Consider the following 25,546-nt stretch of genomic DNA (forward strand, 5'->3'; position numbering starts at 1 on the left):
CCGTGGACAAGAAGAACGCCCTGCGCGCCGGTGCCGTCGCGACCGGTACGACGCTGATGATGCTGCTCATGTCGTCCCCCGCGCTCGCGATCACCCGCGACGACGGTGACGACCCGGGTTCCGGCCTGAGCGTCATGGAGACGCTCGGCATCTTCGTCGGCATCCCGATCGCGCTCTTCCTGGTGATCGCCGGTCTGGTCATGGTGCTGGACCGCTCCAAGAAGCAGTCGCCGCAGGCCTGACCCCACCCCTTTCCGTCCAGGGCGCCGCGCGCCGGGGAACGCACCCCGCCGCGCGGCGCCCTGTCGTGTTCCGGCGCCCGCCGCGTCCGGGGCTCAGGCCCCGGTGGTCATGAGGAGTTTCCGCAGGAGCCCCGCCAGCTGCCGGGCCTCCTCGTCGTCCAGCGCCGCCTCCAGGGCCTCCCGCTGCACCTCCAGGCCGGCCGCCACCGCTTCGTCCACGAGCGCGATGCCCCGTTCGGCGAGCGTGACCCGCAGCCCGCGCCGGTCGTGCGGGTCGGGGCTGCGGCTGAGCAGCCCCGCCCGCTCCAGCTTGTCGAGCCGTCCCGTCATCCCGCCCGACGTCAGCATCAGCGTCGCCGCGAGCTGACGCGGCGAGAGCGTGTACGGCTCTCCCGAGCGGCGCAGCGTCCCCAGGACGTCGAACTCCCCGCGTGAGATGCCGTAGCGGGAGTACGCCCGGTCCATGCGCTCGCCCACGGTGTGCGCGAGCCGGTAGATCCGGCCGAAGACGGCCATGGGAACGGTGTCGAGGTCCGGCCGGACCACCGCCCACTGCGCGGTGATCGCGTCGACGGGGTCCTGCGGCGTGCCTTGCGGGGTGCGGGTCGAGGTCATGGCGGAAGTCTCCGTGCCCGGGCAGAGGTGCGCAAGAAAGTAGCTTTCAAGAAAGTAGCTTGCCATCAAGTAGCTTAGCACTAAGCTACTTACCACCGAGCTACTTGAGGGGGTTCCACCGATGTCCCGCGCCGCCGTCATAGCCGTCACCGCCCTCGCGCCCGTCTCCTGGGGCACGACCTACCTGGTCACCACCGAATTCCTGCCGCCCGACCGGCCGCTGTTCACCGGCCTCATGCGGGCACTCCCGGCCGGGCTGGCGCTGCTCGCGCTGACCCGGACGCTGCCGCGGGGCTCCTGGTGGTGGCGGTCGGCGGTCCTCGGGGCGCTGAACATCGGCGCGTTCTTCCCGCTGCTGTTCCTCGCCGCCTACCGGCTGCCGGGCGGGATCGCCGCCGTCGTCAGCTCCGTCGGTCCGCTGTTCGTGGTCGGCCTCGCGGCGCTCCTGCTGGGCGAGCGGCCGAGCGTCCGGTCCGTGACGGCGGCCGCGGCCGCCGCGTTCGGTGTCAGCCTCGTCGTCCTGAAGGCGAACGCGGCGCTCGACCTCGTCGGGATCCTGGCCGGCCTCGCCTCGGCCCTGTCGATGTCGGCCGGCACGGTGCTCACCAAGCGGTGGGGCCGTCCCGAGGGTGTGGGCCCCCTGGTCATGACGGGCTGGCAGCTGAGCGCCGGCGGCCTGCTGATCGCCCCGGTCGCCTTCCTGGTGGAGGGCGCCCCGCCGGCTCTCGACGGGCGTGCGCTCGCCGGGTACGCGTACCTCGCCTTCGCCAACACGGCGGTCGCCTACTGGCTCTGGTTCCGCGGTATCGAGCGGCTGACCGCCTCCTCCGTCACGCTCCTCGGGCCCCTGTCGCCGATCACGGCAGCCGTGGCCGGCTGGGCGGTGCTCGGCCAGGCCCTCGGACCGGTCCAGCTGCTCGGCATGGCCGTCGCCTTCGGCGCCACCGTCCTCGGTCAGGCGGCTCCGCGATCGTTCAGTTCTGCTGAAAAGAAGGTCCGAAAAGATTCGATGGACCTTAGTGTTCCGGCGGTGCGACGGTAGGGGTCCGACACCCCACCACCCCGCCCGTCGCGGGAAGAGAGGCAGGCCCACGTGACCCTCCTGGACCGCACCGCACCCGTCGAGGCGGCCCCCGCCCCGCCCCGGACCCCTCGTGGAGGAGCCGGGGCGGGGCTGCTGCTCGCGGGGCTCGCCACGGTCGTCTGGTCCGGGAGCTTCGTCACGGCCCGCGCGCTGTCCGACACCGTCCCGCCCGTGCAGGCGGCCTTCTGGCGGTGGATCATCGCGATCGTCGCCGTCGCGCCCTTCGCGGCCCGCGCGGCCTGGCGCCGACGGGCGGTGATACGCCGTCACCTCGGGTTCCTCACCCTCGCCGCGCTGCTGGGCGTCACCCTCTACAACACCCTCGTCAACCAGGCCGGCCTCGCCACCCCCGCCGGCACCATGGGCATGGTCATGGCCGCGTCCCCCGTCCTGATGGCGCTGTACGAGCGGGTGGGCGGAACCCGGCTCGGCGGACGGCGCGTGACGGGCATGCTGATCGCCTGCGCCGGGGTGGTCCTGCTCGTCGGCAGGGGATCCGGCGTGCCCGAGTTCTCCGCCGGCGACCTGTGGATCGTCGCGGCGGCCGCCTGCTTCGGCTCGTACAGCGCCCTGCTGAAGCGGCGGCCCGCGGAGATCGGTGGCGCGGTGTTCCTGTTCGTGGTCTTCGTGCTCGGCGCCCTGATGCTGCTGCCGGCGTACGGCGTGAGCCTCGCCGTGCAGGGCGGGTTCGCCGCCACGCCCGGCACCGTCTGGCCGCTCGTCTACGTCGGGGTGCTCTCCTCCGCGCTCGCCTTCTTCGCCTGGAACAAGGCCGTCGCGCTCATCGGCCCCGCCCGGGCCGGGATCGTCTACTACCTCCAGCCCCTGTGCGTCGCCCTCCTGGCGTACGTCCTCATCGACGAGGCCGTGGGCACGGCCGGGCTGCTGTCCATGGGGCTGATCCTCGGGGGCGTCGCCCTGGGGGCCGCACGCTCGCGGTGAGCGGGGGATGGCCCGCCCCGCCGTCGGTCGGGCGGCGGGGCGGGCCGGGGGAGGGGAGGAAGCCGAGGTCCCGGGCGCCTCGCGCACCGGGTCGCGGGTCCGAGTCTCCCGGCCCGGCCGCCCGGCCATCAACCCGTTCGGCCTGGCTGTCCTGCGCACGCCAGTCGTCCGGCCCCCGCGCCGCCGGCCCGGATGCCCCGCCGCGACCGCTCCCGCCTGCGCGAACGCCGCGCCGGATAGGTTGCCTGCCATGACCGAGTGGGACATCAGGAAGCTGCGGATCCTGCGTACGCTGCGTGACCGCGGCACCGTGACCGCGACCGCCGAGGCGCTGCGCATGACGCCCTCGGCCGTGTCCCAGCAACTCACCAACCTGTCACGGCAGCTGGGCGTACGGCTGCTGGAGGCGCACGGACGGCGCGTCCGCCTCACCGACGCCGCGCACCTGGTGCTGCTCCACGCCGAGGCCGTGTTCGCCCAGTTGGAGCGCGCCGACGCCGAACTCGCCGGGTACGTGCGGGGCGACGCCGGTGAGGTACGCGTCGGGGCGTTCTCCACGTCCGTGCCCGCGCTGGTGGTGCCCGCCGTGCGGCGCTTGCGCCACGACCACCCCGGGCTGGAGGTGCGGGTGCGGGAGGCCGAGGCCGCCGAGGCGTACGCCCTGCTGTCGGCCGGCGAGGTGGACCTCGCGCTGTCGCTGGCGGCCCACGCGCCGACCGCCCGGGACCCCAAGTTCACCCGCGTACCGCTGCTCGCCGACCCGCTGGACGTGGCGCTGCCGGCGGACCATCCGCTCGCGGCCGCGCCGGGGCTGCGCCTCGCCGACCTGTCGGGCGAGCCGTGGATCTTCGGGGGCAGCGGGCCGTGGTCCGAGATCACCACGACGGCGTGCGAGGCCGCCGGGTTCGTCCCGGAGCAGGCCCACTCCGCCGCCGGCTGGACGGCGATCCTGGCGATGGTCGGCGCCGGGATGGGGATCGCCCTGGTGCCCCGCATGGCCGCGGCCGAGCGCGCGCCCGGCGTGGTCACCCGCGTCCTGAAGGCCGACCGGCCCCGCCGTCACGTCGTCGCCGCGGTACGCCGCGGCGCGGAGTCCGCGCCCGCGGTGGCCCGCCTGCTGGCGGCCCTGACGGCCGCGGCGACGGCCCGCGACGCAGAGGCCGGCGGGCGCCTCTGAGCCGGCGCCGCGGTGCGCCGTGGACCCCGGCCGGGGCCTCGCGCGCCTGTGCCACCGGGCCGGCCCTCACTCCGCGGACGTGAAGCACCTCAGCAGCTCGTCCGTGCCCGCCTTCACCTGCTCCACCGACCGCCCGAACTCGCCGGTCAGGTACTGCATCAGACTCGGCACGAACGGCGCCAGCAGTAGATGCGTCAGCAGCGCCGGATCCGCCTCCGGCCTGATCTGCGCGACCAGCATCGACGCGTGCGCGTGCGTCGTCGCGTACGCCCCGCTGCGGTAGCGCGCCGTGGGTGCGGCCTTCTCCGCGGCGAGCATCGTCTCCTGCTGCTCGGCCACGTGGTCGGCCAGCGCGTGCAGGAACGCGCGCAGCCGGTCCTGCGGCGGCGCGCCGGGCCCCAGCGGCGGCGGCCCGCCCATGAAGGCCTCCTGGAACTGCCGTTCGCGCTCGTCGAGCAGGGCGAGCAGCAGCTGGGCGATGTCGCCGAAGCGGCGGTAGACGGTGCCGACGCCCATGCCGGCCGCGTGCGCGACCGCGTTCATGGTGAGCGCGGCGGGCCCCTTCTCGGCGACGAGCGCGGCCGCCGCCTCCAGGATCCTGCGCCGGTTTCCGGCGGCGTCCGCGCGCTCCGCGCGTTCCGTGCGCTCCGGCCCGCCCGGGGGCGCGCCCACGAGGGGCAGCGGGGTGCGGTCTGGCGGCTGTCTCATGATGTGAGCATAGCCGAGGACCGGAAAACTATCCGCTTACGGCGAACAGCCCCTTGCCGTCCGGATTGCTATCCGCTTAAGGTGGCGGGACGTAACCGGATAGCAATCCGCTTCGCTTTCCTCGAAGGGTCCCCGCCATGTCTCCCAAGATCGCGGTCGTCTACTACTCCTCGACCGGCAACGTCCACCAGCTCGCCCGCGCCGTCGCCGAGGGCGCCGAGAAGGCCGGTGCCGAGGTCCGCCTCCGCCGCGTCCCCGAGCTGGCCCCGGACGCCGCGATCGACGCCAACCCCGCCTGGCGCGAGCACGTGGAGGCCACCAGGGACCTGGAGGTCGCCACCCTGGACGACCTGTCCTGGGCCGACGCCTACGCCTTCGGCACGCCCACCCGCTTCGGCAACGTCGCCGCCCAGCTCAAGCAGTTCCTCGACACCACCGGCGGCCTCTGGCAGCAGGGCGTCTTCGCCGACAAGCCGGCCACCGCCTTCGTGAGCGCCCACAACACCCACGGCGGCAACGAGTCCACGCTGCTCGCCCTCTACAACACGATGCACCACTGGGGCTCCCTCATCGTGTCGCCCGGCTTCACCGACCCGGTCGTCTACGGCGCCGGCGGCAACCCCTACGGCACGGCCCACCCCTCCGGCGCCGGCGAGCCCGGCGAGAACGTCCTCGCGGCCGCCCGCTACCAGGGCGAGCGCCTCACCACCGTCACCGCCCGCCTCGCGGCCGGCGCCGCCCGCGCCTGACCCGGAACGACGAGAGCGGCGCCCTCCCCGGGGGAAGGGCGCCGCTCTCGTCACCGTCGGGTCAGCGGTCGGCGGCCTGCGCCTTCAGCGCCCGCTCGACACCCGAGCGGGACTCCGACACCAGCCGGCGCAGCGCCGCGTTCGGCTCCGCGCTCGCCAGCCACGCGTCCGTCGCCTCCAGCGTCTCCCGCGACACCTGGAGCGACGGGTAGAGACCCACCGCGACCTGCTGGGCCATCTCGTGCGAGCGGGACTCCCACACGCCCTTGACCGCCGCGAAGAACTTCTCCGTGTACGGGGCCAGCAGCTCCCGCTGGTCCGCCTGGACGAAGCCCGAGATCACCGCCTCCTGCACCGCGTTCGGCAGCTTGTCGGACTCCACGACCGACGCCCAGGCCTCCGCCTTGGCCTCCGCCGTCGGCCGCGCCGCCATCGCGGTGGCCGCGTGCCGCTCACCGGCCGCCGTGCGGTCCCGCTCGTGCTCGGAGGCGATCTCCGCGGCCTCGAACCGGCCGGTCGCCGCCAGCCGCTCCACGAACGTCCAGCGCAGCTCGGTGTCCACGACCAGGCCCTCGATCGTCTCGGACCCGTCCAGCAGCGCCGCCAGCAGGTCCAGCTGCTCGTCCGTACGGGCCGTCGCCGCGAACGCCCGCGCCCAGGCCAGCTGGTGGTCGCTGCCCGGCGCCGCCGCCCGCAGGTGCTCCAGCGTCGCCTCCGTCCAGCGGGCCAGACCCGTCTCGCGCCAGTCCGGCGCCCCGTACAGGTCCACCGCCAGCTTCACCTGGCGGTGCAGCGACTGCACCACACCGATGTCGGACTCCTTGGCGATGCCCGACAGCACCAGGTCCAGGTAGGCACGGGTGGCCAGCTCGCCGTCGCGGGTCATGTCCCAGGCCGACGCCCAGCACAGCGCGCGCGGCAGCGACTCGGTGAAGTCGCCCAGGTGCGCCACGACCGCGCGCAGCGACTCCTCGTCGAGCCGCACCTTCGCGTACGACAGGTCGTCGTCGTTCAGCAGCACCACCGCCGGGCGGCGCTTGCCCACCACGGCCTCCACACCGGTCAGCTCGCCGTCCACGTCCAGCTCGACGCGCTCGGTGCGCACCAGCTTGCCCGCGTCGTCCAGGTCGTAGAAGCCGACGGCGATCCGGTGCGGCCGCAGCGTGGGCTCGCCCTTCGCGCCGGCCGGCAGCGCCGGGGCCTCCTGCTTGACGGCGAACGAGGTGATGACGCCGTTCGCGTCCGTGTCGATCACCGGGCGCAGGATGTTGATGCCGGCCGTCTCCAGCCACTTGCGCGACCAGTTCTTCAGGTCGCGCCCGGAGGTCTCCTCCAAGGCGCCCAGCAGGTCGGACAGGCGCGTGTTGCCGAACGCGTGGCGCTTGAAGTACGCCTGCACGCCCTCGAAGAACGCGTCCATGCCGACGTACGCGACGAGCTGCTTCAGCACGGACGCGCCCTTGGCGTACGTGATGCCGTCGAAGTTGACCAGCACGTCGTCCAGGTCGCGGATCTCGGCCATGATCGGGTGCGTGGACGGCAGCTGGTCCTGCCGGTACGCCCAGGTCTTCATCTGGTTCGCGAACGTCGTCCACGAGTGCGGCCACTTCGAGCCCGGCGCGTACGCCTGGCAGGCGATCGACGTGTACGTGGCGAACGACTCGTTCAGCCACAGGTCGTTCCACCACTCCATGGTCACGAGGTCGCCGAACCACATGTGGGCCAGCTCGTGCAGGATCGTCTCGGCCCGCACCTCGTACGCGGCGTCCGTCACCTTCGACCGGAACACGTACTGGTCGCGGATCGTCACCGCGCCCGCGTTCTCCATCGCGCCCGCGTTGAACTCCGGCACGAAGAGCTGGTCGTACTTGGCGAACGGGTAGGCGTAGTCGAACTTCTCCTGGAACCAGTCGAAGCCCTGCCGCGTGACCTCGAAGATCGCGTCCGCGTCCAGGAACTCCGCGAGCGACGGCCGGCAGTACACGCCGAGCGGCACGACCTGCCCGTCCGGGCCCTCGTAGGCGGAGTGCACCGCGTGGTACGGGCCGACGATCAGCGCCGTGACGTACGTCGACATCCGCGGCGTCGGCTCGAAGACCCAGACGTCGTCCTTCGGCTCCGGCGTCGGCGAGTTCGAGATCACCGTCCAGCCGGACGGCGCCTTCACGGTGAACTGGAAGGTCGCCTTCAGGTCGGGCTGCTCGAAGCTGGCGAACACCCGCCGCGCGTCCGGCACCTCGAACTGGGTGTACAGGTACGCCTGGTCGTCGACCGGGTCGACGAACCGGTGCAGGCCCTCGCCGGTGTTCGTGTACGCGCAGTCCGCGACGACCTTCAGCTCGTTCAGGCCCTGCCGCAGGTGCTTCAGGGTGATCCGCGAGTCGCGGAAGACGGCGGCCGCGTCGAGGTGCTTGCCGTTCAGCACCACCTCGTGGACCGCGGGGGCCACCAGGTCGATGAACGTCTCCGCGCCCTCCTCGGCGGACTCGAAGCGCACCAGGGTCACGGACCGGTAGGTGCCGCCCTCCTGCGCGCCGCTGAGATCCAGGTCGATCTCGTACGCGTCCACGGTCAGCAGCGCGGCGCGGCGCTGTGCCTCTTCACGGGTCAGGTTTGTGCCAGGCACCCGGTCATCTCCTCCATGTACGACTTTGGGGGTCATCCTTCCACGGGGGACGCCGATCACAGAGCGCAAAAAAGGCGGCCCCGCCACACGGCGGGGCCGCCCTCTCGGACCGGGAGCCGGAACCTCAGCCCCGCAGCTCCTGCGCGACCAGCTCGGCGATCTGCACCGCGTTCAGCGCGGCACCCTTGCGGAGGTTGTCGTTGGACACGAACAGCGCCAGGCCGTGCTCGACGGTCTCGTCGACGCGGATGCGGCCCACGTAGGAGGCGTCCTTGCCGGCCGCCTGCAGCGGCGTCGGGATCTCGGACAGCTCGACGCCCTCGGCGTCCTTCAGCAGCTCGTACGCGCGCTCCACGCTGATCGGGCGCTCGAAGCGGACGTTGACCTGGAGGGAGTGGCCGGAGAAGACCGGGACGCGCACGCACGTGCCGGACACCTTCAGCTCCGGGATCTCCAGGATCTTGCGGGACTCGTTGCGGAGCTTCTGCTCCTCGTCCGTCTCGAAGGAGCCGTCGTCCACGATCGAGCCGGCCAGCGGCAGCACGTTGAACGCGATGGGCCGCTTGTAGACGCCCGGCTCCGGGTACGCGACGGCCTCGCCGTCGTGGGTCAGCTCGGTGGCGCGCTCGGCGACGGCCTTGACCTGGCCGTCCAGCTCGGCGACGCCCGCCAGGCCGGAGCCGGACACGGCCTGGTAGGTGGTGGCGACCAGGGCGATCAGGCCGGCCTCCTGGTGGAGCGGCTTGAGGACCGGCATCGCGGCCATGGTGGTGCAGTTCGGGTTGGCGATGATGCCCTTGGGGCGGTCCTTGATCGCGTGCGGGTTCACCTCGGAGACGACGAGCGGCACCTCGGGGTCCCGCCGCCAGGCGGAGGAGTTGTCGATCACCACGGCACCCTGCGAGGCGACCTTCTCGGCGAGGGCCTTGGAGGTGGCGCCGCCGGCCGAGAACAGCACGATGTCGAGGCCGGTGTAGTCGGCCGTGGAGGCGTCCTCGACGGTCACCCCGTCCAGGACCGTGCCCGCGGAGCGCGCGGAGGCGAACAGGCGCAGCTCGTCGACCGGGAAGTTCCGCTCGGCAAGGATCCTGCGCATGACCGTGCCGACCTGACCGGTGGCTCCGACGATTCCTACCTTCACGGGGACTCCTCCGTACGTGTGTGCGGCAAGGGTGCTGCCGCTGTCCATGATGCGTATGTCCCGGGCCGCCTTGTCCAATCCATTGTCCGGCTGGTGAGAAGGACCACGGAACGCGAAGGGCGGGCGTCCGGTCCGGACGCCCGCCCTCACACTCCGTATCCCTCCAGATCACGGAGTGACCGGATCATGGAGTGACCGCTTACGGGGTGACCTTTTCGATCACGACGCTGCCGCTGCCCGTGGCGGTTCCCCGTCCGTTCACCAGGCTGACCTGGCCGAAGAACTGCCGGCCCTCGGGGGCCGCGCCGTTCACCAGGACCTCCGCGCCGAACTGCGCCGAGGCGCCGTTGGCCAGCGAGACCGTCTTGGACTCGTCGACCTTGACCTGGCCCAGCGCGGACGAGAAGTACACGTCCTTGTAGTCGAAGGCGGTCTCCCCGGCCGGGACCGAGTAGCCGTCCACGACGATCGTGTACGTGCCGGCGGCGGGCTTCACCAGCGACACCGACTCCTCGGAGTCGCCGTCGGCGGACGAGCCGACCGTCACACCGTCGCGCAGGACGGTGAGGTCCAGGTCGGCGGCCTTGTCGGAGACGTTGCCGATGGCGACGTCGAACCGCTCGACGCCCTCACCGAGCACGACCGTGGTGCGCTGCACCGCGTGGTGGGCGATGGTGGGACGCGCCACCTTCGCGGAGCCGAGCGAGCCGCCCTTCAGCTTGCCGTCGAGCGCGGCGAAGCCGTTGGTGACGGTCCACGCGACCGGGGCGGCCGTACCGGCCTTGACCTCGGGCAGCGTCTGCACGGCCGGGTCGAAGGACGTGCCCAGCACCGACACGTCCAGCGTGTACGGGTTGTCGAGCAGCGGCGACGTACGGCGCGCCTCGACCTCGATCTCCCAGACGCCCGGCTGCGGGTTCGCGTACGAGCGCAGGTCCGGGCGGCAGGTGTTGGCCGGGTTCACGTAGTTCGCGTAGCAGTTGACCGTCGACGTCGGGTCGGCCGGCACACCGTACGGGTGGATCGAGACGAACCGGGTCTGGCTGCCCTCGGCGAGCCCGCCGAGCGCGACCTCCAGCGACTTGGCGCCGGCCGGGACCGTCACGAAGTACGAGGTGGGCGCGTTGCGCTGGACCGAGCCGCGGGTGGACAGGCCGTAGGCCGGCTTGCCCAGGTCGTGGGCGGCGACGACCGTGGTGAGGACCTGCTTGTCGATGCCGCGCGTCTTCGGGTCCGTGACCTCCAGGATCGCGCTGTGGACGCCCGCGGTGGACGGCTTGGCGGCGATCTTGACGGTGACCGGCTTGTTCAGCGGCAGGTACACCTCGTCGCTGCCGACGACGCGGAACGTGCGGCCGTGGTTGTTCTCGAACCACAGCTCGTGCCGGATCGGGCGGTCCGCACCGGTGGTGCGGGTCAGGGTGACCTCGTAGACCTTCTCCTGGCCGACCTTGAGGCCGCCCTCGCGGTCGTACAGGCCGGTGCCGAAGCCGGGCTCCTTGAGGAACTGGTCGATCGCGGTGTCGACCGGCGCCTTGACGGTGTACTCGTGGGCGGTGGCGCCGCGCACGATCTCCGACCAGGCGTCGACGACGTTGATGCGGCCGGCGCCCTCCTCGTGGGCCTGGACACCCTCGATGTGGTCGGCCTGGCTGACCACGGCGGTGCGCAGCTTCGCGGGCGTCAGCTCGATGCCGCGCTGCTTCGCGGCCGACAGCAGCAGCGCCATGGCGCCGGTGGCCTGCGGGGACGCCATCGAGGTGCCCTGCAGCATCGAGTAGCCGGCGGGGAGCTGGTAGCCGGCCTCGCGGACCGGGCCGCCGGGCGACCAGGTCTGCGTGGTGTTGATGGCCGCGCCGGGGGCGCTGAGGGTCGGCGTGAAGCCGCCGTCCTCGCGCGGGCCGCGGGAGGAGAACGGCATCATCGCGTACGGCTTGGAGACGACCGAGCCGTAGTTCGCGGCCCAGGTCTCGCGGGAGACGGCCGCGCCGACGCTGATGACCTTGTCGGACAGGGCCGGGTCACCGATCGTGTTGACGCCCGGGCCGCTGTTGCCGGCCGAGATGACCAGCTGGACGCCGTAGGTGTCGATCAGGCGGGTGTAGAGCGCGGAGCGGGCGTTGTTGCCGTCGTTGAGCGCCGGGAGGCCGCCGATGGACATGTTGACGATGTCCACGCCGCGGTTGACGACGAGGTCGATCATGCCCTCGGTCAGCGCGACGTTGGTGCAGCCGCCGCTCCACGTGCAGGCGCGCGAGGAGACCAGCTTGGCGCCGGGGGCGGCGCCGTTCATCCTGCCGCCGAAGAGGCTGTGGGCGGCGGTGATGCCGGCGACGTGCGTGCCGTGCGAGCCCTCGATGATGCCGATGTTGACGTAGTCGGCCTTGGCGCCGGCCGCGTTGTACACGACGTCCTTGCGGATCTCCACGACGAACGGGATGCGCTCGACGACGTCGGTGGCCGGGTTGTCGGTGCCGAAGTAGCCGACCTGGAAGCCGTCCTTGTACGGCTTCATCGCCTCGTCGTCGGTGAAGTCGCCGTTGCCGTTCAGGTCGACGCGGACGGTGCCGGCCGCCGGGTCGTACAGGACGCCCCAGGTGTCGGTGGTGTCGCCGTCCCGGTTCAGGTCGCCGTCCATGTCGCCGCCCTTGGTGGCGGCCTCCGCGAACACGCGGTAGCGGAAGTCGCCCGCGGGCGCCGTCCAGGTGCGGCCGTCCGCGGTGAAGGACGGGCCGGCGACGGCGGTGTCCATGCGGCGCCAGGTGTTGTCGCCGTCGCTGACCGGGTCGGTGGCCGTCACCCAGTCGACGATCTTGCGCTCGCCGGTGGTGGTCTTCTGCAGCGCGGGGTGGCCCAGGTCGACACCCGAGTCGAGGATGCCGATGGTGACGCCGCGACCGTCGGCGGTCGGGTTGTTCTTGACGAAGTCGACCGCGCCCGTCTCCCAGGAGGGGTTGTACGGGTTCTTCGCGGGGGTGTCCTTGCCGGGCGCCGGGTACGTCCCGGTGGCGTCCGACGCGGCGCCGGCCGTGCGGTCGGCGGCGGGCGTCGGGTCGTCCAGCAGGATCTCGTCCTTGAGGTCGATGCCCTGGACGCTCGGCAGCTTCACGGCCGCGTCGATCGCGGCCTGCGCCTGCGAGGTGGGAAGGGTGGCCCGTACGTAGCCGAGCTTGTCGTACGTCCGGCCCACCGTGCCGCCCTTGACCGCGTCGAGCTGCGCGGCGACCTGCTCGGTGGCGCCGGGGGCGGTGGCCACCATCAGGGTGATGTTCTTCTCGCCCTTGGCCTGGGCCTCGGCGAGACGCTCGGCGTCCTGCGAACCGAGCTTCCGCGCGGCCGACTTGGCTGGCTCGGGGGCGGGGGAGGGGGAGTCCGCGGGGGCGGCGAACGAGGGGGCGGCGCCGGTCGCGACGAGCGCGGCCACCAGTCCGGCGGCGGCCGCGATACGGGCCGCACGTCTCACCCCGGGTATGGGGCTGGGGGGTTCGAGGGTCATCAGCATCCCTGTTTGTGAAAGGAACGGTCCGGAAAACGGTGCCGGATGACCGCTGAGCCTTTCGCATGTGTCAGGGATTTGTGGAGGGCCCCCGAAGCCGATAACGCTTCCTGGCGTGAACCCGCCATCGCGGAGAATGCGCCATGGGGATCGAACCGGTATCAATCGCCCACAGGTTAAGGGTTATCCCTCTTTCGTTCGCGCGTAATGGCGGGACGCCTTGGCGCGGTTGCCGCACACCGCCATGGAGCACCAGCGGCGGGTGCCGTTGCGCGAGGTGTCGAAGAAGTGCAGGACGCACGCCTCGTGGGCGCAGGCCCGGATCCGGTCGGGTGCGCGGCGCAGCAGGTCGAGGTAGTCGCGGGCGGCCGTCCAGGCCGGCCCCCAGGACGGGTCGGCGAACTCGGGTTCCTCACCGGGGCCTTCGGCGGTGAGCGTGGCGCGGATGCGGCCGTGGCCGAGCACGTCGTTCAGGAGCGCGCCGGCCCGCGGGTCGCCGGGGGAGTCGACGACGGCGGCGAGGGCGTCGCGGGCGGCCCGCAGGTGGGCGAGGGTCGGCGCGTCCGCCGTGAAGCGGGCGTCGAGGCCGGTGCTCGCCAGCCAGACGGCCAGGCCGTCGACGCCGGTGAGGAGGTCCTGGGGGGCGCCGTCGTGGACCCAGCGCGTGTTGAGCAGGTCGAGCGAGACGGGCTCGCCGACGAGCGGCCGGGGATCGGGCGCGGCCATGGCTTCTTCTTTCCTCCGGGCGCACTAACCCCTCAAGGGTACGTGACCGGTTGACGCCCTGACCTCTAACCTCTAAAGTCAATATCACCGGTTAGACGATGACCGGCCGAAGGGAAGGGGACCGCCATGACGGCGACCAGCACACTGCGCACCGGGCACATCGGCCTCAACGTGACGGACATCGAGAGGTCCCTCGCCTTCTACGGGGCGCTCCTCGGCTTCGACGTCCTCGGCGAGGGCAAGGAGGGGGACAGCCGGTACGCCTTCCTCGGCCGTGACGGCCGGCTCGTGCTCACCCTGTGGCAGCAGGCGGACGACGGCTACGCCCCGACCCGGGCCGGGCTGCACCACCTGGCCTTCGAGGTCGACACGATGGACCGGGTCAGGGCGGCGGAGGCCGAGCTGACCGCACGGGGTGTCGACTTCGCGTACGAGGGCGTCGTCGCCCACGGCGAGGGCTCCGCCTCCGGCGGGATCTTCTTCCACGACCCGGACGGCACTCGCCTGGAGATCTACGCCGCGACCGGCGCCGACGACGCCTCCGCCCCCCACACCACCGCCCCCACCTGCGGCTTCTTCTAGAGGGAAGGGCAGACACCGCCATGGACCCGATCCGCGCCTACCACGACGGATCGCTCGCCGTGCAGACCCGTGTCGGCGTGCGCGAAGCGGCCGAGCACGTCGGGCGCTCCATCGGCCGGGGCATCCGCCCGGTCGCCGCGGCCTTCCTCGAACTCCAGCCCATGCTGGTGATCGGCGCCGCGGACCCGGACGGCCGCGTCTGGAGCTCCCTCCTGACCGGCCCGCCCGGCTTCGTCCGGGCCACGGGTCCCACGACGGTGTCCGTCGCGGGCGGCGTCCCCGCCCGCGACCCCCTCGCCGGGGCCTTCGCCGAAGGCCGCCCCACCGCCGTCGGCACCCTCGCGCTCGACCCGCGCACCCGCCGCCGCATGCGCCTCAACGGCACCGCCGAAGCCACCCCGCGCGGACTGGCCGTCCAGGCCCGCGAGGTCTTCTCCAACTGCCCCAAGTACCTCCAGCGACGCGAGCTGTACGCCGGTGAAGGCCCCGCACCGCCCGAGGGCGCCCGCCGCGACACCGACCACCTCACCCCCGCGCAGCGGGAGTTCGCCGGCGCCGCCGACACGTTCTTCGTCGCCACCCTCGGCCCCGACGGCGCCGATGCCAGCCACCGCGGCGGCAACCCCGGCTTCGTGCGGGTCCTCTCGCCCACCGAACTCACCTGGCCCGACTACCAGGGCAACGCCATGTTCCTGACGCTCGGCAACCTGGAGACCGACGCCCGCGCCGGACTGCTCTTCCCCGACTGGGCCACCGGCACGACCCTCCAGCTCACCGGCACCGCCCGCACCGAGTTCACCGCCACGGGCCGCGCCGTCCGCTTCACCGTCGAGCGGGTCGTGGAACGCGAGCACGCCAGCCCGCTGCGCTGGTCACCGCCGGAGTACTCGCCGGCGAACCCGTAATCTCCTGGTATGAAGCGGAGGTTGAGGGTGGCGGCCTACGCCGTGTGCATACGTGACGACCAGATCCTCCTGGCCCGGAGCCCCGCCGCCGACGGCGGCCACGAATGGGTCCTGCCCGGCGGCGGGATGGACCACGGCGAGGACCCGCTCGACACCGTCGTCCGCGAGGTCCGCGAGGAGACCGGCTACACCGTCGAGATGACCGCACTCCTCGGCGTCGACTCGCTGCGGCGCGCGCACGGCCCCGGCCGGCTCGGCACCCGCGTCGACCACCACAGCCTGCGCTTCGTGTACGAGGGGCGCATCACCGGCGGCACCCTGCGCCACGAGGTCGACGGCTCCACCGACCTCGCCGCCTGGCAGCCCCTCGTCGACCTCCCGGGGCTGCGCCGCGTCCCCCTGATCGACACCGCGCTGCGCCTCTGGCACGAACGCCCCGCGACCGGACACGTCCCCGCACGCCCGGGCGGCTGAAAACCGCCCCACCCCCGGCGCCACGGGCAACGATCCGTCGCCCGGACGGGTCCTCCTCCACGACACAGGCGTCACATCCGTCGACGAGCGAGGGGGACCATCCATGTCGGTACGTACGGGACGACCGGTCCGTACGGCACTCCTGGCCGCGGCGGTGGCCGCGGCACTCGCCGGTACGGCGCTCACGGCCCCCGCCGCGGCCGCCGCCGACCGGACGGGCGACCACGAGGCCACCCGGCAGGCCCTCGAAGAGGCCGTACGGGCCGGAGCGCCCGGCATCCTGGTGCGGGCACAGGACCGCCACGGCACCTGGAACGGCAGCGCGGGCGTCGCCGACCGCGACACCGGCCGCGAGCGCCACCCGAACGACCGCTTCCGCGCCGGGTCCGTCACCAAGACCTTCGTCGCCACCGTCCTGCTCCAACTGGAGGCCGAGGGCCGCCTCGACCTCGACGACACCGTGGAGACATGGCTGCCCGGCACCGTACGCGGCAACGGCCACGACGGCCGGGCGATCACTCTGCGCCAACTCCTCAACCACACCAGCGGCATCTACAGCTACACCACCGACCCGGACTTCCGCGCCCAGACCTCCGGCCCCCGCTTCTTCGAGCACCGCTACGACACCTGGACCCCCGACCGGCTCGTCGCCGTCGCCATGAAGCACCGGCCCGACTTCGCCCCCGGCACCGGCTGGAACTACTCCAACACCAACTACGTCCTGGCCGGCATGGTCATCGAGAAGGCCACCGGCCACCCCTACGGCACCGAGATCGAACGCCGCGTCCTCAAGCCGCTGAAGCTGCGCGCCACCTCCCTGCCCGGGACGACGGCCGTCCTGCCGAAGCCCAGCGGCCGGGCGTACTCCACGCTCGGCGCCGACCCCGCCGACCCGGCCACCACCATCCACGACGTCACCGAACTGAACCCGTCCCGCGCCGGGGCCGGCGCCGAGCTGGTCTCCGACAACGCCGACCTCCAGAAGTTCCTGCGCGCCCTGCTCACCGGGCGGCTGCTGCCGCCGCGGCAACTGGCCGAGATGACGACGACGGTCCACGTCGGCCAGGAGGGCATGAGCGGCTACGGCCTGGGCATCTTCACCCAGCGGCTGAGCTGCGGCACGGAGGTGTGGGGCCACACCGGCCGCATCCAGGGCTCCAGGTCCGTGGTCGCGGCGGTCCGCGACGGGTCCCACACGATGGCGGGGAACATCAACGGCGACTGGACCGGCGGCTTCGACAAGGTGCTGGACGCCGAGTTCTGCCGCTGAACCCGCCCCGCTCACCGCGGCAGGACGACCACATAGGCGGCCGGCGCCCGGTCGTCGGCCGCCATCAGCGCCGTACGCACCACGATCGCCTGCTGCTCCATCGCCTCGCGCAGCTTCCCGGGCGTGATGTGGACGACCGTGATGCCCAGCCGCTCCAGGTGCTCCCGCTTGCGCGTGTACTCCGACCACAGCGCGTCGTCGTCCTGACGCGGCGCCCGCGTGTCCAGCTCCACGGCGACCGCGTGGTCCGGCCAGTACGCGTCGACCCCGCCCAGGTGCGGGCCGCCCGGGAGGCGCAGGTCCACGTTCCACAGCGGGTCCGGCAGGGCGTAGGTGCGCACCATCTCGTACAGCCGCTCCTCCGCCAGCGCCCGCCCCTCGGCGAGCAGCGAGTCCACGGCGTCCACGACGTGCGGCCGCGACAGCAGCCTCGCCCGGCTCAACTCCCGCACCACCGCCGTCGGTTCGCAGTGCCCCTCGCGCACGGCCTCGGTCAGCAGCCGGCGCACGGTGTGGGCGTCGCTCAGCTGCGCCACCGCGTCGGCGAGGGCACGCGCCACCGGGGCGACCGGCAGCTCCGTGACCTCCTGCGGCACGGGCAGCTCCTGGGTCGCCCGCACGATCCGCACGAACCCGGTCGAGCGCAGCCGGCGGGTGCGCGGCACCAGGACGTCGATCCGGTCCAGCGACAGCAGCGGGGGAGCGGACGAGAACCGGTACAGCGCCAGCGCCGCGAGGCCCGTGATCATCGAGTCGCCGAACCCGGGCGCGTCGGCAGGCCCGGGCCGCCGCCCCGTGTACAGCAGCGCGGCGTGCAGCCGCTCCTCGCTGGTCGGCGGCCCCGGATGCAGCAGGTAGACCCCCGGCAGCACCTGCTGCCAGGGCCCGCCGGCCCTGCTCTGCGCGCTGACCTCCGCTGCGGGCACACCATGGGCCCGCAGCTGGGCGGCGGACAGCACACGGCGGGGCGCGTCCGAGAGGTGGGACAGGGGGCGGGGGGAGAGCGGGGTGTTCTTCATGCTCCGGGAGTGCCCGCCCGCGACCGCCCCGCTAACCGCTGTTACAAGCCCGTCGACATTTAGGGACAACACCGTCCTAAAGTACGGACGTTCGATAGCCGATGATGGGTGTTTGCCTCCGCCGGGTGGAAGCGGCCGGGCGCGGCACCTCTCGGCAGAGCCCCGGGGGCGGTGCGCCGCGTCGGCACACCGCCCCCGGGGCCACGCTCAGGACGAGGCGCCGTCGCACTCCTGGGCCCGCAGCGCGCGGGCCAGGTCGTCCCGCGACTCCAGCACCAGCCGCCGCAGCGCCGGCGGGGCGTCCTCGTGCGCGGCGAGCCACGCGTCCGTGGCCTCCAGCGTCTCCGCCCGGTCCTGGAGCGCGGGGAACAGCCCGCGGACCACGTCCATGCCGATCTGGATGGACCGCTCGGCCCACACCCGCTCGATCGCCGCGAAGTACTTCTCCGCGTACGGCGCGACCAGCTCCCGCTGCGACGGCTGGACGAACCCGGCGATCGTCGCCTCGACCAGCGCGTTCGACAGCCGGTCCGACTCCACGACCTGCGCCCACGCCTGCGCCTTGACCGCCGCCGACGGCCGCGCCGCCAGGCACCGGACCTGGTGCCGCTTGCCCGACGCCGTGTCGTCCCGGGCCAGCTCCGCCGCGAGCACCGACTCGTCGGCCCGCCCGTGCGCGGCCAGCGGCTCCAGGAACGCCCAGCGCAGCTCCTGGTCGACGTCGAGACCCTCGACCTTCTCCGCGCCCGCCAGCAGGCCCTCCAACAGCCCGAAGTGCTCGTCCGCCGTGGCCACCGCCGCGAAGAACCGCGCCCAGGTCAGCTGGTGCTCGCTGCCCGGCGCCGCCTGCCGCAGCTCCCGCAGCGCACCCGCGGCCAGCGAAGCGGCGCCCTCCTCGCGCCACTCCGGGGCCGCGTAGTGCGTCAGCGCGGTGCGCGCCCACGCGTGCAGCATCTGCAGCACACCGATGTCGGACTCACGGCTCGCGAAGTCCAGCACCAGGGCCACGAAGTCCCTGGCCGGCATGACCGCGTCCCGCGTCATGTTCCACAGCGCCGACCAGCACAGGGCGCGCGCCAGCGGGTCCACGATGTCCCCAAGGTGGGACCGCAGCGTCGCCAGCGAACCGGCGTCGAACCGCACCTTGCAGTACGTCAGGTCCTCGTCGTTCACCAGCACGAGCGCCGGACGCTCGACGCCCGCCAGCTCCGCCACGACGGTCCGCTCCCCGGTGATGTCCGCCTCGGCGCGGGCGTAGCGCACCAGCTCCCCGCCCTCCAGGCGGTACAGCCCGACGGCCGCGCGGTGGGGCCGTGCCTCGGCGCCCTCCTGCTCGACGGCCAGCTCGGCGATCCGGCCCTCCGCGTCGTACGTGACGACCGGGGTGAGCGCGTTGACGCCGGACGTCTCCAGCCAGGACCGGGACCACGTCTTCATGTCCCGGCCGGAGGTCTCCTCCAGGACGGTCAGCAGGTCGTTCAGCGTCGTGTTGCCGTACGCGTGCCGCTTGAAGTAGCGCCGGGCGCCCTCCAGGAACGCCTCCCGGCCCGCGTACGCCACCAGCTGCTTCAGGACGGCCGCGCCCTTGGCGTAGGTGATGCCGTCGAAGTTGAGCTTGGCGTCCTCCAGGTCACGGATGTCGGCCGTGATGGGGTGCGTCGAGGGCAGCTGGTCGGCCCGGTAGGCCCACGCCTTGCGGTTGTTGGCGAAGGTGATCCAGCCGTTGGTGAAGCGGGTCGCCTCCACCATCGAGAACGTCCCCATGAAGTCCGCGAAGGACTCCTTCAGCCACAGGTCGTCCCACCACTTCATGGTGACGAGGTCGCCGAACCACATGTGCGCCATCTCGTGCAGGATGACGTTCGCACGCCGCTCGTACGCCGCCTGCGTCACCTTGCCGCGGTAGATGTACTCCTCGCGGAACGTGACCATGCCCGGGTTCTCCATGGCGCCGAGGTTGTACTCGGGCACGAACGCCTGGTCGTACTTCCCGAACGGGTACGGGTAGTCGAAGTGCTCGTGGAAGAAGTCCAGCCCCTGCTTGGTGACCAGGAAGACGTCGTCCGCGTCGAAGTGCTTCGCGAGCCCCTTGCGGCACATCGCGCCCAGCGGGATCTCCAGGTCGCCGCGCCGGTAGGTGTCCGTGACGTAGTGGTACGGGCCGGCGACGACACACGTGATGTACGTGGAGATCGGCCGCGTCTCCGCGAACCGCCACACCCCGCCCCCGCGGGACTCCTCGGCGCCGTTGCTCCACACCTGCCAGCCCTCGGGCGCCGTCACCTCGAAACGGAAGGGCGCCTTGAGGTCGGGCTGCTCGAAGTTGGCGAACACGCGCCGGGCGTCGGCCGGCTCGTACTGCGTGTAGAGGTAGACCTCGCCGTCCTCCGGGTCCACGAACCGGTGCAGACCCTCGCCCGTGCGGCTGTACGCGCACTGCGCGTCCACGACCAGGACGTTCTCCTCGGCCAGCCCGTCCAGGGCGATCCGGGCCCCGTCGAACACGGCCGCCGGGTCCAGCGCCCGCCCGTTGAGCGTGACGGCGGTCACGGACGGCGCGACCAGGTCGGCGAAGGTGCTCGCCCCGGGCGTCGCGCAGCGGAACCGGATCGTCGTCACCGACCGGAACGTCCGCGGCTCCGGTGCGCTCTCCCCGGTCGCGGACCGCACGTCGAGCACGACGTCGTACCCGTCGACGGACAGCAGCGCGGCCCGCTCGCGGGCCTCGTCTCGGGACAGGTTCTCACCGGGCACGGGCGACTCCTTCGTGGCTCGTTGGCATGCGCAGCGATCCTCCCACGGGGCGGGGAGCCGCGATACGCGGGAATGCCCTCGTCGAACCCTGTGTTGTCCGGTTCGAGCCGCACACCCCGTCCCCCAGAAGACTCCTGAGGAGAGACATGTCCGAGACGAGGACCACCGCCGACTTCTGGTTCGACCCGCTGTGCCCGTGGGCGTGGATGACCTCCCGCTGGATGCTGGAGGTGCAGAAGGTACGGCCGGTGGACGTGCGCTGGCATGTGATGAGCCTGGCCGTGCTGAACGAGAACAAACTGGACGAGGTCCCGGAGGAGTACCGGGAGATGCTCGCCACCACCGCGTGGGGCCCCGTCCGCGTCGCCGTCGCCGCCGAACAGCTGCACGGTCCCGAGGTGCTCGGCCGCCTGTACACGGCGATGGGCACCCGCATCCACAACCAGGGCCTGGGCCCCACGCGCGAGGCCATGGCCGACGCGCTGGCGGAGGCCGGACTGCCGGCGGAGCTGCTGGAGTACGCCGACCGGGACACGTACGACACGGAGCTGCGCGCCTCCCACAAGGAGGGCATCAACAAGGTCGGCCAGGACGTCGGCACGCCCGTCATCGCGGTGCCCGGCCCCGAGGGCGCGGAGGTCGCCTTCTTCGGCCCGGTCGTCACCCCGGCGCCCAAGGGCGAGGCGGCGGGCCGCCTGTGGGACGGCACGCTGCTGGTGGCGGCGACACCCGGCTTCTACGAGATCAAGCGCACACGTACCGAAGGCCCCATTTTCGACTGAGTGCCCGCACATACAGAACGGCCCCCGCGAGTCGCGTCCTCGCAGGGGCCGTTCCTTTTTCCGCCTGCCGCGTGAAGGGTGAGAAGACGATCACGAGCAGGACGACCGGTGGATGCGCCGGGTCGGGGCGCGCCGGGTCAGGGAGCGATCAGCGGCGTGCGGTCCTTGGCGTCGGCGTAGCGCTTGGCCACGTCCTGCCAGTTGACGACCCGCCACATGGCCTCGATGAAGTCGACCTTCTGGTTGCGGTACTGCAGGTAGAAGGCGTGCTCCCAGGCGTCGAACACCAGGATCGGCACCGAGCCCTGGCCCACGTTTCCCTGGTGGTCGTAGACCTGCTCGACGATCAGCCGGCCGCTGACCGGCTCGTACGCGAGGACGCCCCAGCCCGAGCCCTGGGTGGTCGCGGCGGCCTTCGACAGCTGCGCCTTGAACTTGGCGAAGGAGCCGAAGGACTCCGCGATGGCGTCCGCCAGCTCGCCCACGCCGTCCTTCTCCAGCGGCTCGCCGCCGCCGTCACCGGTCATGTTGTGCCAGTAGATGGAGTGCAGGATGTGGCCCGAGAGGTGGAAGGCCAGGTTCTTCTCCAGGCCGTTGACCGCGCCCCACTGGTCCTTGTCGCGGGCCTCCGCCAGCTGCTCCAGCGTGTCGTTCGCGCCCTTGACGTAGGCCGCGTGGTGCTTGTCGTGGTGCAGCTCGATGATCTCCGGGCTGATGACCGGCTCGAGCGCCGCGTAGTCGTACGGAAGTTCAGGAAGTGTGTAGATCGCCATGCCGGAAGCCTCCCGCTGCTTATTGCAACTCTTTCGCAAGTGCAGGCTAACAGCAGTAAGTCGGTGAAGTTGATCAGCCCTTCGACTTAGGACCCGGGGCGGGCGCGGGAAAAGGGGAGGCCCCGGCGCGTGGTGCGCCGGGGCCTCCCTGTGGGGCGGACGGGATCAGTCGTCGCCCTTGTCGTTCTTGTTGCTCTTGTCGGCCTTCTCGGACTCTTCGTCGGCGGCCTCGGCCTCGTCCTTCGGCTTGGCGTCCTTGGGGGCCTCGTCCTTCGGCTCCTCGTCCTTCGGCTCCGCGTCCTTGGGGGCCTCGTCCTTCGGCTTTTCGGCCTTCGGCTCCGCGTCCTTCGGCTCCGCGTCCGCGGGCTCCGGCGCGGAGGCCGCCGCCGGCGCGGAGGCCTCGGCGAACGCGACGGCCGGTGCCTGCGTACGGGTCTGCTGGTGGATGTAGCCCGCCACCGCGAGCACGAGCACCAGACCACCCGTGTAGTACAGCTGCGTCCGCGTGCCCTCCTCACGGGCCATCAGGACGAACACCGCCGCCATGCCGGCGAGCGCGACCCACGTCAGGACCGGGTACGCCCACATGCGGACGACCAGCTTCTCCGGCGCCTCCCGCTCCAGGCGGCGGCGCAGCAGCAGCTGCGACACGGCGATGAAGAACCAGACGACCAGGATGATCGCGCCGATCATGTTCAGCAGCCACATGAACACGTCGTTCGGCCGCCAGTAGCTCAGCAGCACGCAGACGAAGCCGAAGACGCAGGACACCAGCACCGCGAGGCGCGGCACCCCGCCCGAGATCCGGCCGAGCACCTTCGGGCCCTGGCCGCGCGCCACCAGCGAGCAGGCCATGCGGGACGCGCCGTAGATGTTGGCGTTCATCGCGGACAGCAGGGCGACCAGGACGACGACCTTCATGATCTCGCCGGCGGCCGGCAGGCCCAGGTGCTCCAGGGTGGCGACGTACGAGCCCTTGTCCGGGTTGGCCAGGTCGGGGCTGTTCCACGGGATGAGCGTGACGACGACGGCCATCGAGCCGATGTAGAAGACCGCGATGCGCCACATCGCCGTACGGACGGCCTTGGCGACGCCCTGGACGGGGTGCTCGGACTCGGCGGCGGCGATGGTGACGGTCTCGAGGCCGCCGTACGCGAAGACCGAGGCGAGCAGGCCCACGATCAGGCCCTCGGTGCCGTTGGGCAGGAAGCCGCCGTGGCCGGTGAGGTTCGAGGTGCCGGGGGCCTCCGTGCCGGGCAGCACGCCCAGGATGGCCAGCAGGCCGATGACCAGGAACAGCGTGATCGCGGCGATCTTGAGCGCGGCGAACCAGAACTCGAACTCGCCGAAGTTCTTCACGGCGGCCAGGTTCGTGACGCAGAAGACCAGCATGAACAGGGCCACGAGGGACCACTCGGGCACGCCCGGCAGCCAGCCCGACATGATCTTCGCGGCGCCGATGCCCTCCAGGCCGACGGCCACGCAGAGCAGGAACCAGAACGCCCAGCCCGCCGTGAAGCCGGCCCACGGGCCGATCGCCCGCTCGGCGTGGACCGAGAAGGAGCCCGACGCGGGGTTCGCCGCCGACATCTCGCCGAGCATGCGCATGACCAGCATGACGAGGGCGCCGGAGATCGCATACGCGAGAATGATCGAAGGGCCGGCGGCCGCGATGGCGGAGCCGGAGCCGACGAAGAGGCCGGCACCGATCACACCGCCCAGGGCGATCATCGACAGGTGGCGTTGCTTGAGTCCGTGCGAGAGCGGCGCATCGGCGGACGGCGTCGAGGTGGTCGGCTCGACGGCTGTCTGCTCGGCGGACGCGGGCGCGGAGGTCCGAGACATGGAGGTGCCCTGTTCCGTAGCTGAAGCTGAGTAGGGGGAGGGTGGCCCACAGTCTGGGTGCGTGCACCGCTCACAGGGAACCAGTGCCCGCTATACGGACACAGCGCTCACACAAGGTGAAGATTCCTGCACGGAATCATCACATCCGCCTATTGTCGCGGACATGGCTGGAATGCCACTCCCGCGCGCCCGCCACCACGAGCACCGCACCCGTCGCCGCCCCGGACCACAGCACCTGCGGCCGCGTCCCGGCGTCGGTCAGCATCAGCACCAGCACCGCCGCCATCGCGGCCAGCGCCGCCCAGGTCAGCCATGGGAACGCCCACATGCGGAGGGTCAGCAGCTCGGGCGTCTCCCGCTCGATCCGGCGCCGCAGCCGCAGTTGGGACACGGCGATCAGCGCCCAGACGAAGAGCAGGACCGCGCCCACCGCGTTCAGCAGATACAGGAAAACGGAATCCGGCCACTTCAGGTTGAGCAGCACCGACACGAAGCCGAACGCCACCGACGCCAGCACCGCCCGGCGCGGCACCCCGCCCCGTGACACCGCCAGCAGCCCCTTCGGCGCCTCACCGCGCTCCGCGAGCGAGAACACCATCCGCGACGCCCCGTACAGGTTGGCGTTCAGCGCGGACAGCAGCGCCACGAACACCACGACGTCCATGATCCGCCCCGCCGACGGCACCCCGATGGAGTCCAGCACCGCCACGTACGGGCTCAGGCCCGGCCGCATCGCCGTCCACGGCAGCAGCGTCACGACGACCAGCATCGAGCCCACGTAGAAGAAGAGGATGCGCCACACCGCGCTGCGCACCGCGCGGGCCACGTTGCGCGCCGGGTCCTCGGACTCCGCGGCCGCGATCGTCACGACCTCCAGGCCGCCGAAGGCGAACACGACGACGAGGACCCCGGACACCACGCCCTCCCAGCCGTGGGGCAGGAAGCCGCCCTGCCCGGTCAGGTTCGCCGTCCCCACCGCCCGCGTGCCCGGCAGCCATCCGAAGACCGCCGCCACGCCCAGCACCAGGAAGGCCACGATCGCGCCGACCTTGAGCGCGGCGAACCAGAACTCCGACTCGCCGAAGTTCTTCACGGCCGCCAGATTGGCGCCGGTGAACACCACCATCAGGATCAGCACCCAGGCCCACTGCGGCACCCCCGGCGCCCACCCGGCCGCGATCCGCGCCGCGCCCGTCGCCTCCACGGCGAGCACCACCACCAGCAGGAACCAGTACAGCCAGCCCACCGAGAACCCGGCCCAGCGGCCCAGCGCCCGCTCGGCGTGCACCGAGAACGCCCCTGACGCCGGCATCGCCGCCGACATCTCGCCGAGCATCCGCATGACCAGCATCGCCAGCGCGCCCGCGACGAGATACGACAGGACGATCCCCGGACCGGCGACCGCGATGCCCGCGCCGGAACCGACGAACAGGCCGGCGCCGATCACCCCGCCCAGCCCCAGCATCGTCAGGTGACGCCGCTTCAGCGCATGCGCGAGCGGCTCGGTCGGGGCGTCGTGCATGGCGCTTCGTACTCTCAGTGGCTCGCGAGGTGTTTGGTGGGACCCCACAGTCTCTCCGTAGATCGTGCTTCGACGCAAAAGGGACCGATCTGACGGTCTCGCACGTGATGCGTA

General features: G+C 72.1%; 21 protein-coding genes. 10 read left to right on the plus strand and 11 right to left on the minus strand.

Going from position 1 to position 25,546, the window contains the following annotated elements; translation table 11 throughout:
* Positions 1-2 precede the first annotated feature (2 nt).
* Positions 3-242 carry a hypothetical protein gene (locus ABEB09_RS22305; RefSeq protein WP_345691683.1) on the plus strand — a complete coding sequence of 80 codons (240 nt, stop codon included), beginning with the start codon at positions 3-5 and terminating at the stop codon, positions 240-242.
* A gap of 93 nt (positions 243-335) precedes the next feature.
* Here ABEB09_RS22305 and ABEB09_RS22310 read toward each other — a convergent pair whose 3' ends face one another.
* Positions 336-857 carry a MarR family winged helix-turn-helix transcriptional regulator gene (locus ABEB09_RS22310; protein ID WP_345691684.1) on the minus strand — a complete coding sequence of 174 codons (522 nt, stop codon included), beginning with the start codon at positions 855-857 and terminating at the stop codon, positions 336-338.
* A gap of 121 nt (positions 858-978) precedes the next feature.
* Between ABEB09_RS22310 and ABEB09_RS22315 the strand changes: the two genes are divergently transcribed.
* From ABEB09_RS22315 to ABEB09_RS22325, 3 genes are all read left to right on the plus strand, one after another.
* Positions 979-1,899 (plus strand): EamA family transporter, encoded by a 921-nt coding sequence (locus ABEB09_RS22315; protein WP_345691685.1) that lies wholly within the window; start codon positions 979-981, stop codon positions 1,897-1,899.
* A 60-nt stretch (positions 1,900-1,959) separates the two neighbouring features.
* Complete coding sequence (locus ABEB09_RS22320; RefSeq protein ID WP_380840938.1) at positions 1,960-2,883, plus strand: DMT family transporter; 924 nt, start codon at positions 1,960-1,962, stop codon at positions 2,881-2,883.
* A gap of 250 nt (positions 2,884-3,133) precedes the next feature.
* Positions 3,134-4,060: a LysR family transcriptional regulator gene (locus ABEB09_RS22325; protein WP_345691687.1), complete on the plus strand. Its 927-nt coding sequence runs from the start codon at positions 3,134-3,136 to the stop codon at positions 4,058-4,060.
* Between the two features lie 66 nt (positions 4,061-4,126).
* On the opposite strand, the gene ABEB09_RS22330 is transcribed toward ABEB09_RS22325, so the two are convergent.
* On the minus strand, positions 4,127-4,768 hold the full coding sequence (locus ABEB09_RS22330; RefSeq protein ID WP_345691688.1) for a TetR/AcrR family transcriptional regulator: 642 nt from the start codon (positions 4,766-4,768) through the stop codon (positions 4,127-4,129).
* A gap of 137 nt (positions 4,769-4,905) precedes the next feature.
* On the opposite strand from ABEB09_RS22330, the gene wrbA reads away from it, so the two are divergent.
* Positions 4,906-5,517 carry an NAD(P)H:quinone oxidoreductase gene (gene wrbA, locus ABEB09_RS22335; protein WP_345691689.1) on the plus strand — a complete coding sequence of 204 codons (612 nt, stop codon included), beginning with the start codon at positions 4,906-4,908 and terminating at the stop codon, positions 5,515-5,517.
* Positions 5,518-5,578: 61 nt separating this feature from the next.
* On the opposite strand, the gene pepN (ABEB09_RS22340) is transcribed toward wrbA, so the two are convergent.
* The 4 genes from pepN (ABEB09_RS22340) to ABEB09_RS22355 form a co-directional block, all read right to left on the minus strand.
* Positions 5,579-8,143 carry an aminopeptidase N gene (gene pepN / locus ABEB09_RS22340; RefSeq protein ID WP_345691690.1) on the minus strand — a complete coding sequence of 855 codons (2,565 nt, stop codon included), beginning with the start codon at positions 8,141-8,143 and terminating at the stop codon, positions 5,579-5,581.
* A 124-nt stretch (positions 8,144-8,267) separates the two neighbouring features.
* Positions 8,268-9,284 carry an aspartate-semialdehyde dehydrogenase gene (locus ABEB09_RS22345; protein ID WP_345691691.1) on the minus strand — a complete coding sequence of 339 codons (1,017 nt, stop codon included), beginning with the start codon at positions 9,282-9,284 and terminating at the stop codon, positions 8,268-8,270.
* A gap of 199 nt (positions 9,285-9,483) precedes the next feature.
* Positions 9,484-12,780: a S8 family serine peptidase gene (locus ABEB09_RS22350; RefSeq protein ID WP_345691692.1), complete on the minus strand. Its 3,297-nt coding sequence runs from the start codon at positions 12,778-12,780 to the stop codon at positions 9,484-9,486.
* A 183-nt stretch (positions 12,781-12,963) separates the two neighbouring features.
* Positions 12,964-13,506 (minus strand): CGNR zinc finger domain-containing protein, encoded by a 543-nt coding sequence (locus ABEB09_RS22355; RefSeq protein ID WP_345691693.1) that lies wholly within the window; start codon positions 13,504-13,506, stop codon positions 12,964-12,966.
* 126 nt (positions 13,507-13,632) lie between these two features.
* Here ABEB09_RS22355 and ABEB09_RS22360 point away from each other — a divergent pair, with 126 nt between their 5' ends.
* The 4 genes from ABEB09_RS22360 to ABEB09_RS22375 all read left to right on the plus strand — a co-directional run bounded on the left by ABEB09_RS22360 (position 13,633) and on the right by ABEB09_RS22375 (position 16,737).
* Complete coding sequence (locus ABEB09_RS22360) at positions 13,633-14,088, plus strand: VOC family protein (RefSeq protein ID WP_345691694.1); 456 nt, start codon at positions 13,633-13,635, stop codon at positions 14,086-14,088.
* A 20-nt stretch (positions 14,089-14,108) separates the two neighbouring features.
* Positions 14,109-14,993: a pyridoxamine 5'-phosphate oxidase family protein gene (locus ABEB09_RS22365; protein ID WP_345691695.1), complete on the plus strand. Its 885-nt coding sequence runs from the start codon at positions 14,109-14,111 to the stop codon at positions 14,991-14,993.
* 9 nt (positions 14,994-15,002) lie between these two features.
* Positions 15,003-15,467 carry an NUDIX hydrolase gene (locus tag ABEB09_RS22370; protein ID WP_345691696.1) on the plus strand — a complete coding sequence of 155 codons (465 nt, stop codon included), beginning with the start codon at positions 15,003-15,005 and terminating at the stop codon, positions 15,465-15,467.
* Positions 15,468-15,570: 103 nt separating this feature from the next.
* Positions 15,571-16,737, plus strand: coding sequence for a serine hydrolase domain-containing protein (locus ABEB09_RS22375; protein ID WP_345691697.1), 1,167 nt, complete (start codon positions 15,571-15,573; stop codon positions 16,735-16,737).
* Between the two features lie 11 nt (positions 16,738-16,748).
* Here the strand turns inward: ABEB09_RS22375 and ABEB09_RS22380 are convergent, their stop codons facing one another.
* Positions 16,749-17,756: a hypothetical protein gene (locus tag ABEB09_RS22380; protein WP_345691698.1), complete on the minus strand. Its 1,008-nt coding sequence runs from the start codon at positions 17,754-17,756 to the stop codon at positions 16,749-16,751.
* A gap of 207 nt (positions 17,757-17,963) precedes the next feature.
* Positions 17,964-20,510 (minus strand): aminopeptidase N, encoded by a 2,547-nt coding sequence (gene pepN, locus ABEB09_RS22385; RefSeq protein WP_345691699.1) that lies wholly within the window; start codon positions 20,508-20,510, stop codon positions 17,964-17,966.
* A 146-nt stretch (positions 20,511-20,656) separates the two neighbouring features.
* Between pepN (ABEB09_RS22385) and ABEB09_RS22390 the strand changes: the two genes are divergently transcribed.
* Positions 20,657-21,292, plus strand: a complete 636-nt coding sequence (locus ABEB09_RS22390; RefSeq protein ID WP_345691700.1) for a mycothiol-dependent nitroreductase Rv2466c family protein — start codon at positions 20,657-20,659, stop codon at positions 21,290-21,292.
* 137 nt (positions 21,293-21,429) lie between these two features.
* Here ABEB09_RS22390 and ABEB09_RS22395 read toward each other — a convergent pair whose 3' ends face one another.
* From ABEB09_RS22395 to ABEB09_RS22405, 3 genes are all read right to left on the minus strand, one after another.
* Positions 21,430-22,065 carry a superoxide dismutase gene (locus ABEB09_RS22395; protein WP_345691701.1) on the minus strand — a complete coding sequence of 212 codons (636 nt, stop codon included), beginning with the start codon at positions 22,063-22,065 and terminating at the stop codon, positions 21,430-21,432.
* 165 nt (positions 22,066-22,230) lie between these two features.
* Complete coding sequence (locus ABEB09_RS22400; protein WP_380840921.1) at positions 22,231-23,910, minus strand: amino acid permease; 1,680 nt, start codon at positions 23,908-23,910, stop codon at positions 22,231-22,233.
* A 139-nt stretch (positions 23,911-24,049) separates the two neighbouring features.
* Positions 24,050-25,432 (minus strand): amino acid permease, encoded by a 1,383-nt coding sequence (locus ABEB09_RS22405; RefSeq protein WP_345691702.1) that lies wholly within the window; start codon positions 25,430-25,432, stop codon positions 24,050-24,052.
* Positions 25,433-25,546 lie beyond the last annotated feature (114 nt).

Origin of the sequence: Streptomyces coeruleoprunus (genome assembly GCF_039542925.1) — a bacterium.
Lineage (GTDB): Bacteria > Actinomycetota > Actinomycetes > Streptomycetales > Streptomycetaceae > Streptomyces > Streptomyces coeruleoprunus.

What these genes read in the sequence shown, in the direction of transcription:
- ABEB09_RS22395 (WP_345691701.1), bottom strand. Translation starts at nt 22,065, where the DNA reads ATGGCGATCTACACACTTCCTGAACTTCCGTACGACTACGCGGCGCTC.
- ABEB09_RS22315 (WP_345691685.1), top strand. Translation starts at nt 979, where the DNA reads ATGTCCCGCGCCGCCGTCATAGCCGTCACCGCCCTCGCGCCCGTCTCC.
- ABEB09_RS22375 (WP_345691697.1), top strand. Translation starts at nt 15,571, where the DNA reads ATGTCGGTACGTACGGGACGACCGGTCCGTACGGCACTCCTGGCCGCG.
- ABEB09_RS22330 (WP_345691688.1), bottom strand. Translation starts at nt 4,768, where the DNA reads ATGAGACAGCCGCCAGACCGCACCCCGCTGCCCCTCGTGGGCGCGCCC.
- ABEB09_RS22400 (WP_380840921.1), bottom strand. Translation starts at nt 23,910, where the DNA reads ATGTCTCGGACCTCCGCGCCCGCGTCCGCCGAGCAGACAGCCGTCGAG.
- wrbA (WP_345691689.1), top strand. Translation starts at nt 4,906, where the DNA reads ATGTCTCCCAAGATCGCGGTCGTCTACTACTCCTCGACCGGCAACGTC.
- ABEB09_RS22405 (WP_345691702.1), bottom strand. Translation starts at nt 25,432, where the DNA reads ATGCACGACGCCCCGACCGAGCCGCTCGCGCATGCGCTGAAGCGGCGT.
- ABEB09_RS22310 (WP_345691684.1), bottom strand. Translation starts at nt 857, where the DNA reads ATGACCTCGACCCGCACCCCGCAAGGCACGCCGCAGGACCCCGTCGAC.
- ABEB09_RS22355 (WP_345691693.1), bottom strand. Translation starts at nt 13,506, where the DNA reads ATGGCCGCGCCCGATCCCCGGCCGCTCGTCGGCGAGCCCGTCTCGCTC.
- ABEB09_RS22350 (WP_345691692.1), bottom strand. Translation starts at nt 12,780, where the DNA reads ATGACCCTCGAACCCCCCAGCCCCATACCCGGGGTGAGACGTGCGGCC.
- ABEB09_RS22365 (WP_345691695.1), top strand. Translation starts at nt 14,109, where the DNA reads ATGGACCCGATCCGCGCCTACCACGACGGATCGCTCGCCGTGCAGACC.
- ABEB09_RS22390 (WP_345691700.1), top strand. Translation starts at nt 20,657, where the DNA reads ATGTCCGAGACGAGGACCACCGCCGACTTCTGGTTCGACCCGCTGTGC.
- ABEB09_RS22360 (WP_345691694.1), top strand. Translation starts at nt 13,633, where the DNA reads ATGACGGCGACCAGCACACTGCGCACCGGGCACATCGGCCTCAACGTG.
- ABEB09_RS22370 (WP_345691696.1), top strand. Translation starts at nt 15,003, where the DNA reads ATGAAGCGGAGGTTGAGGGTGGCGGCCTACGCCGTGTGCATACGTGAC.
- ABEB09_RS22380 (WP_345691698.1), bottom strand. Translation starts at nt 17,756, where the DNA reads ATGAAGAACACCCCGCTCTCCCCCCGCCCCCTGTCCCACCTCTCGGAC.
- ABEB09_RS22325 (WP_345691687.1), top strand. Translation starts at nt 3,134, where the DNA reads ATGACCGAGTGGGACATCAGGAAGCTGCGGATCCTGCGTACGCTGCGT.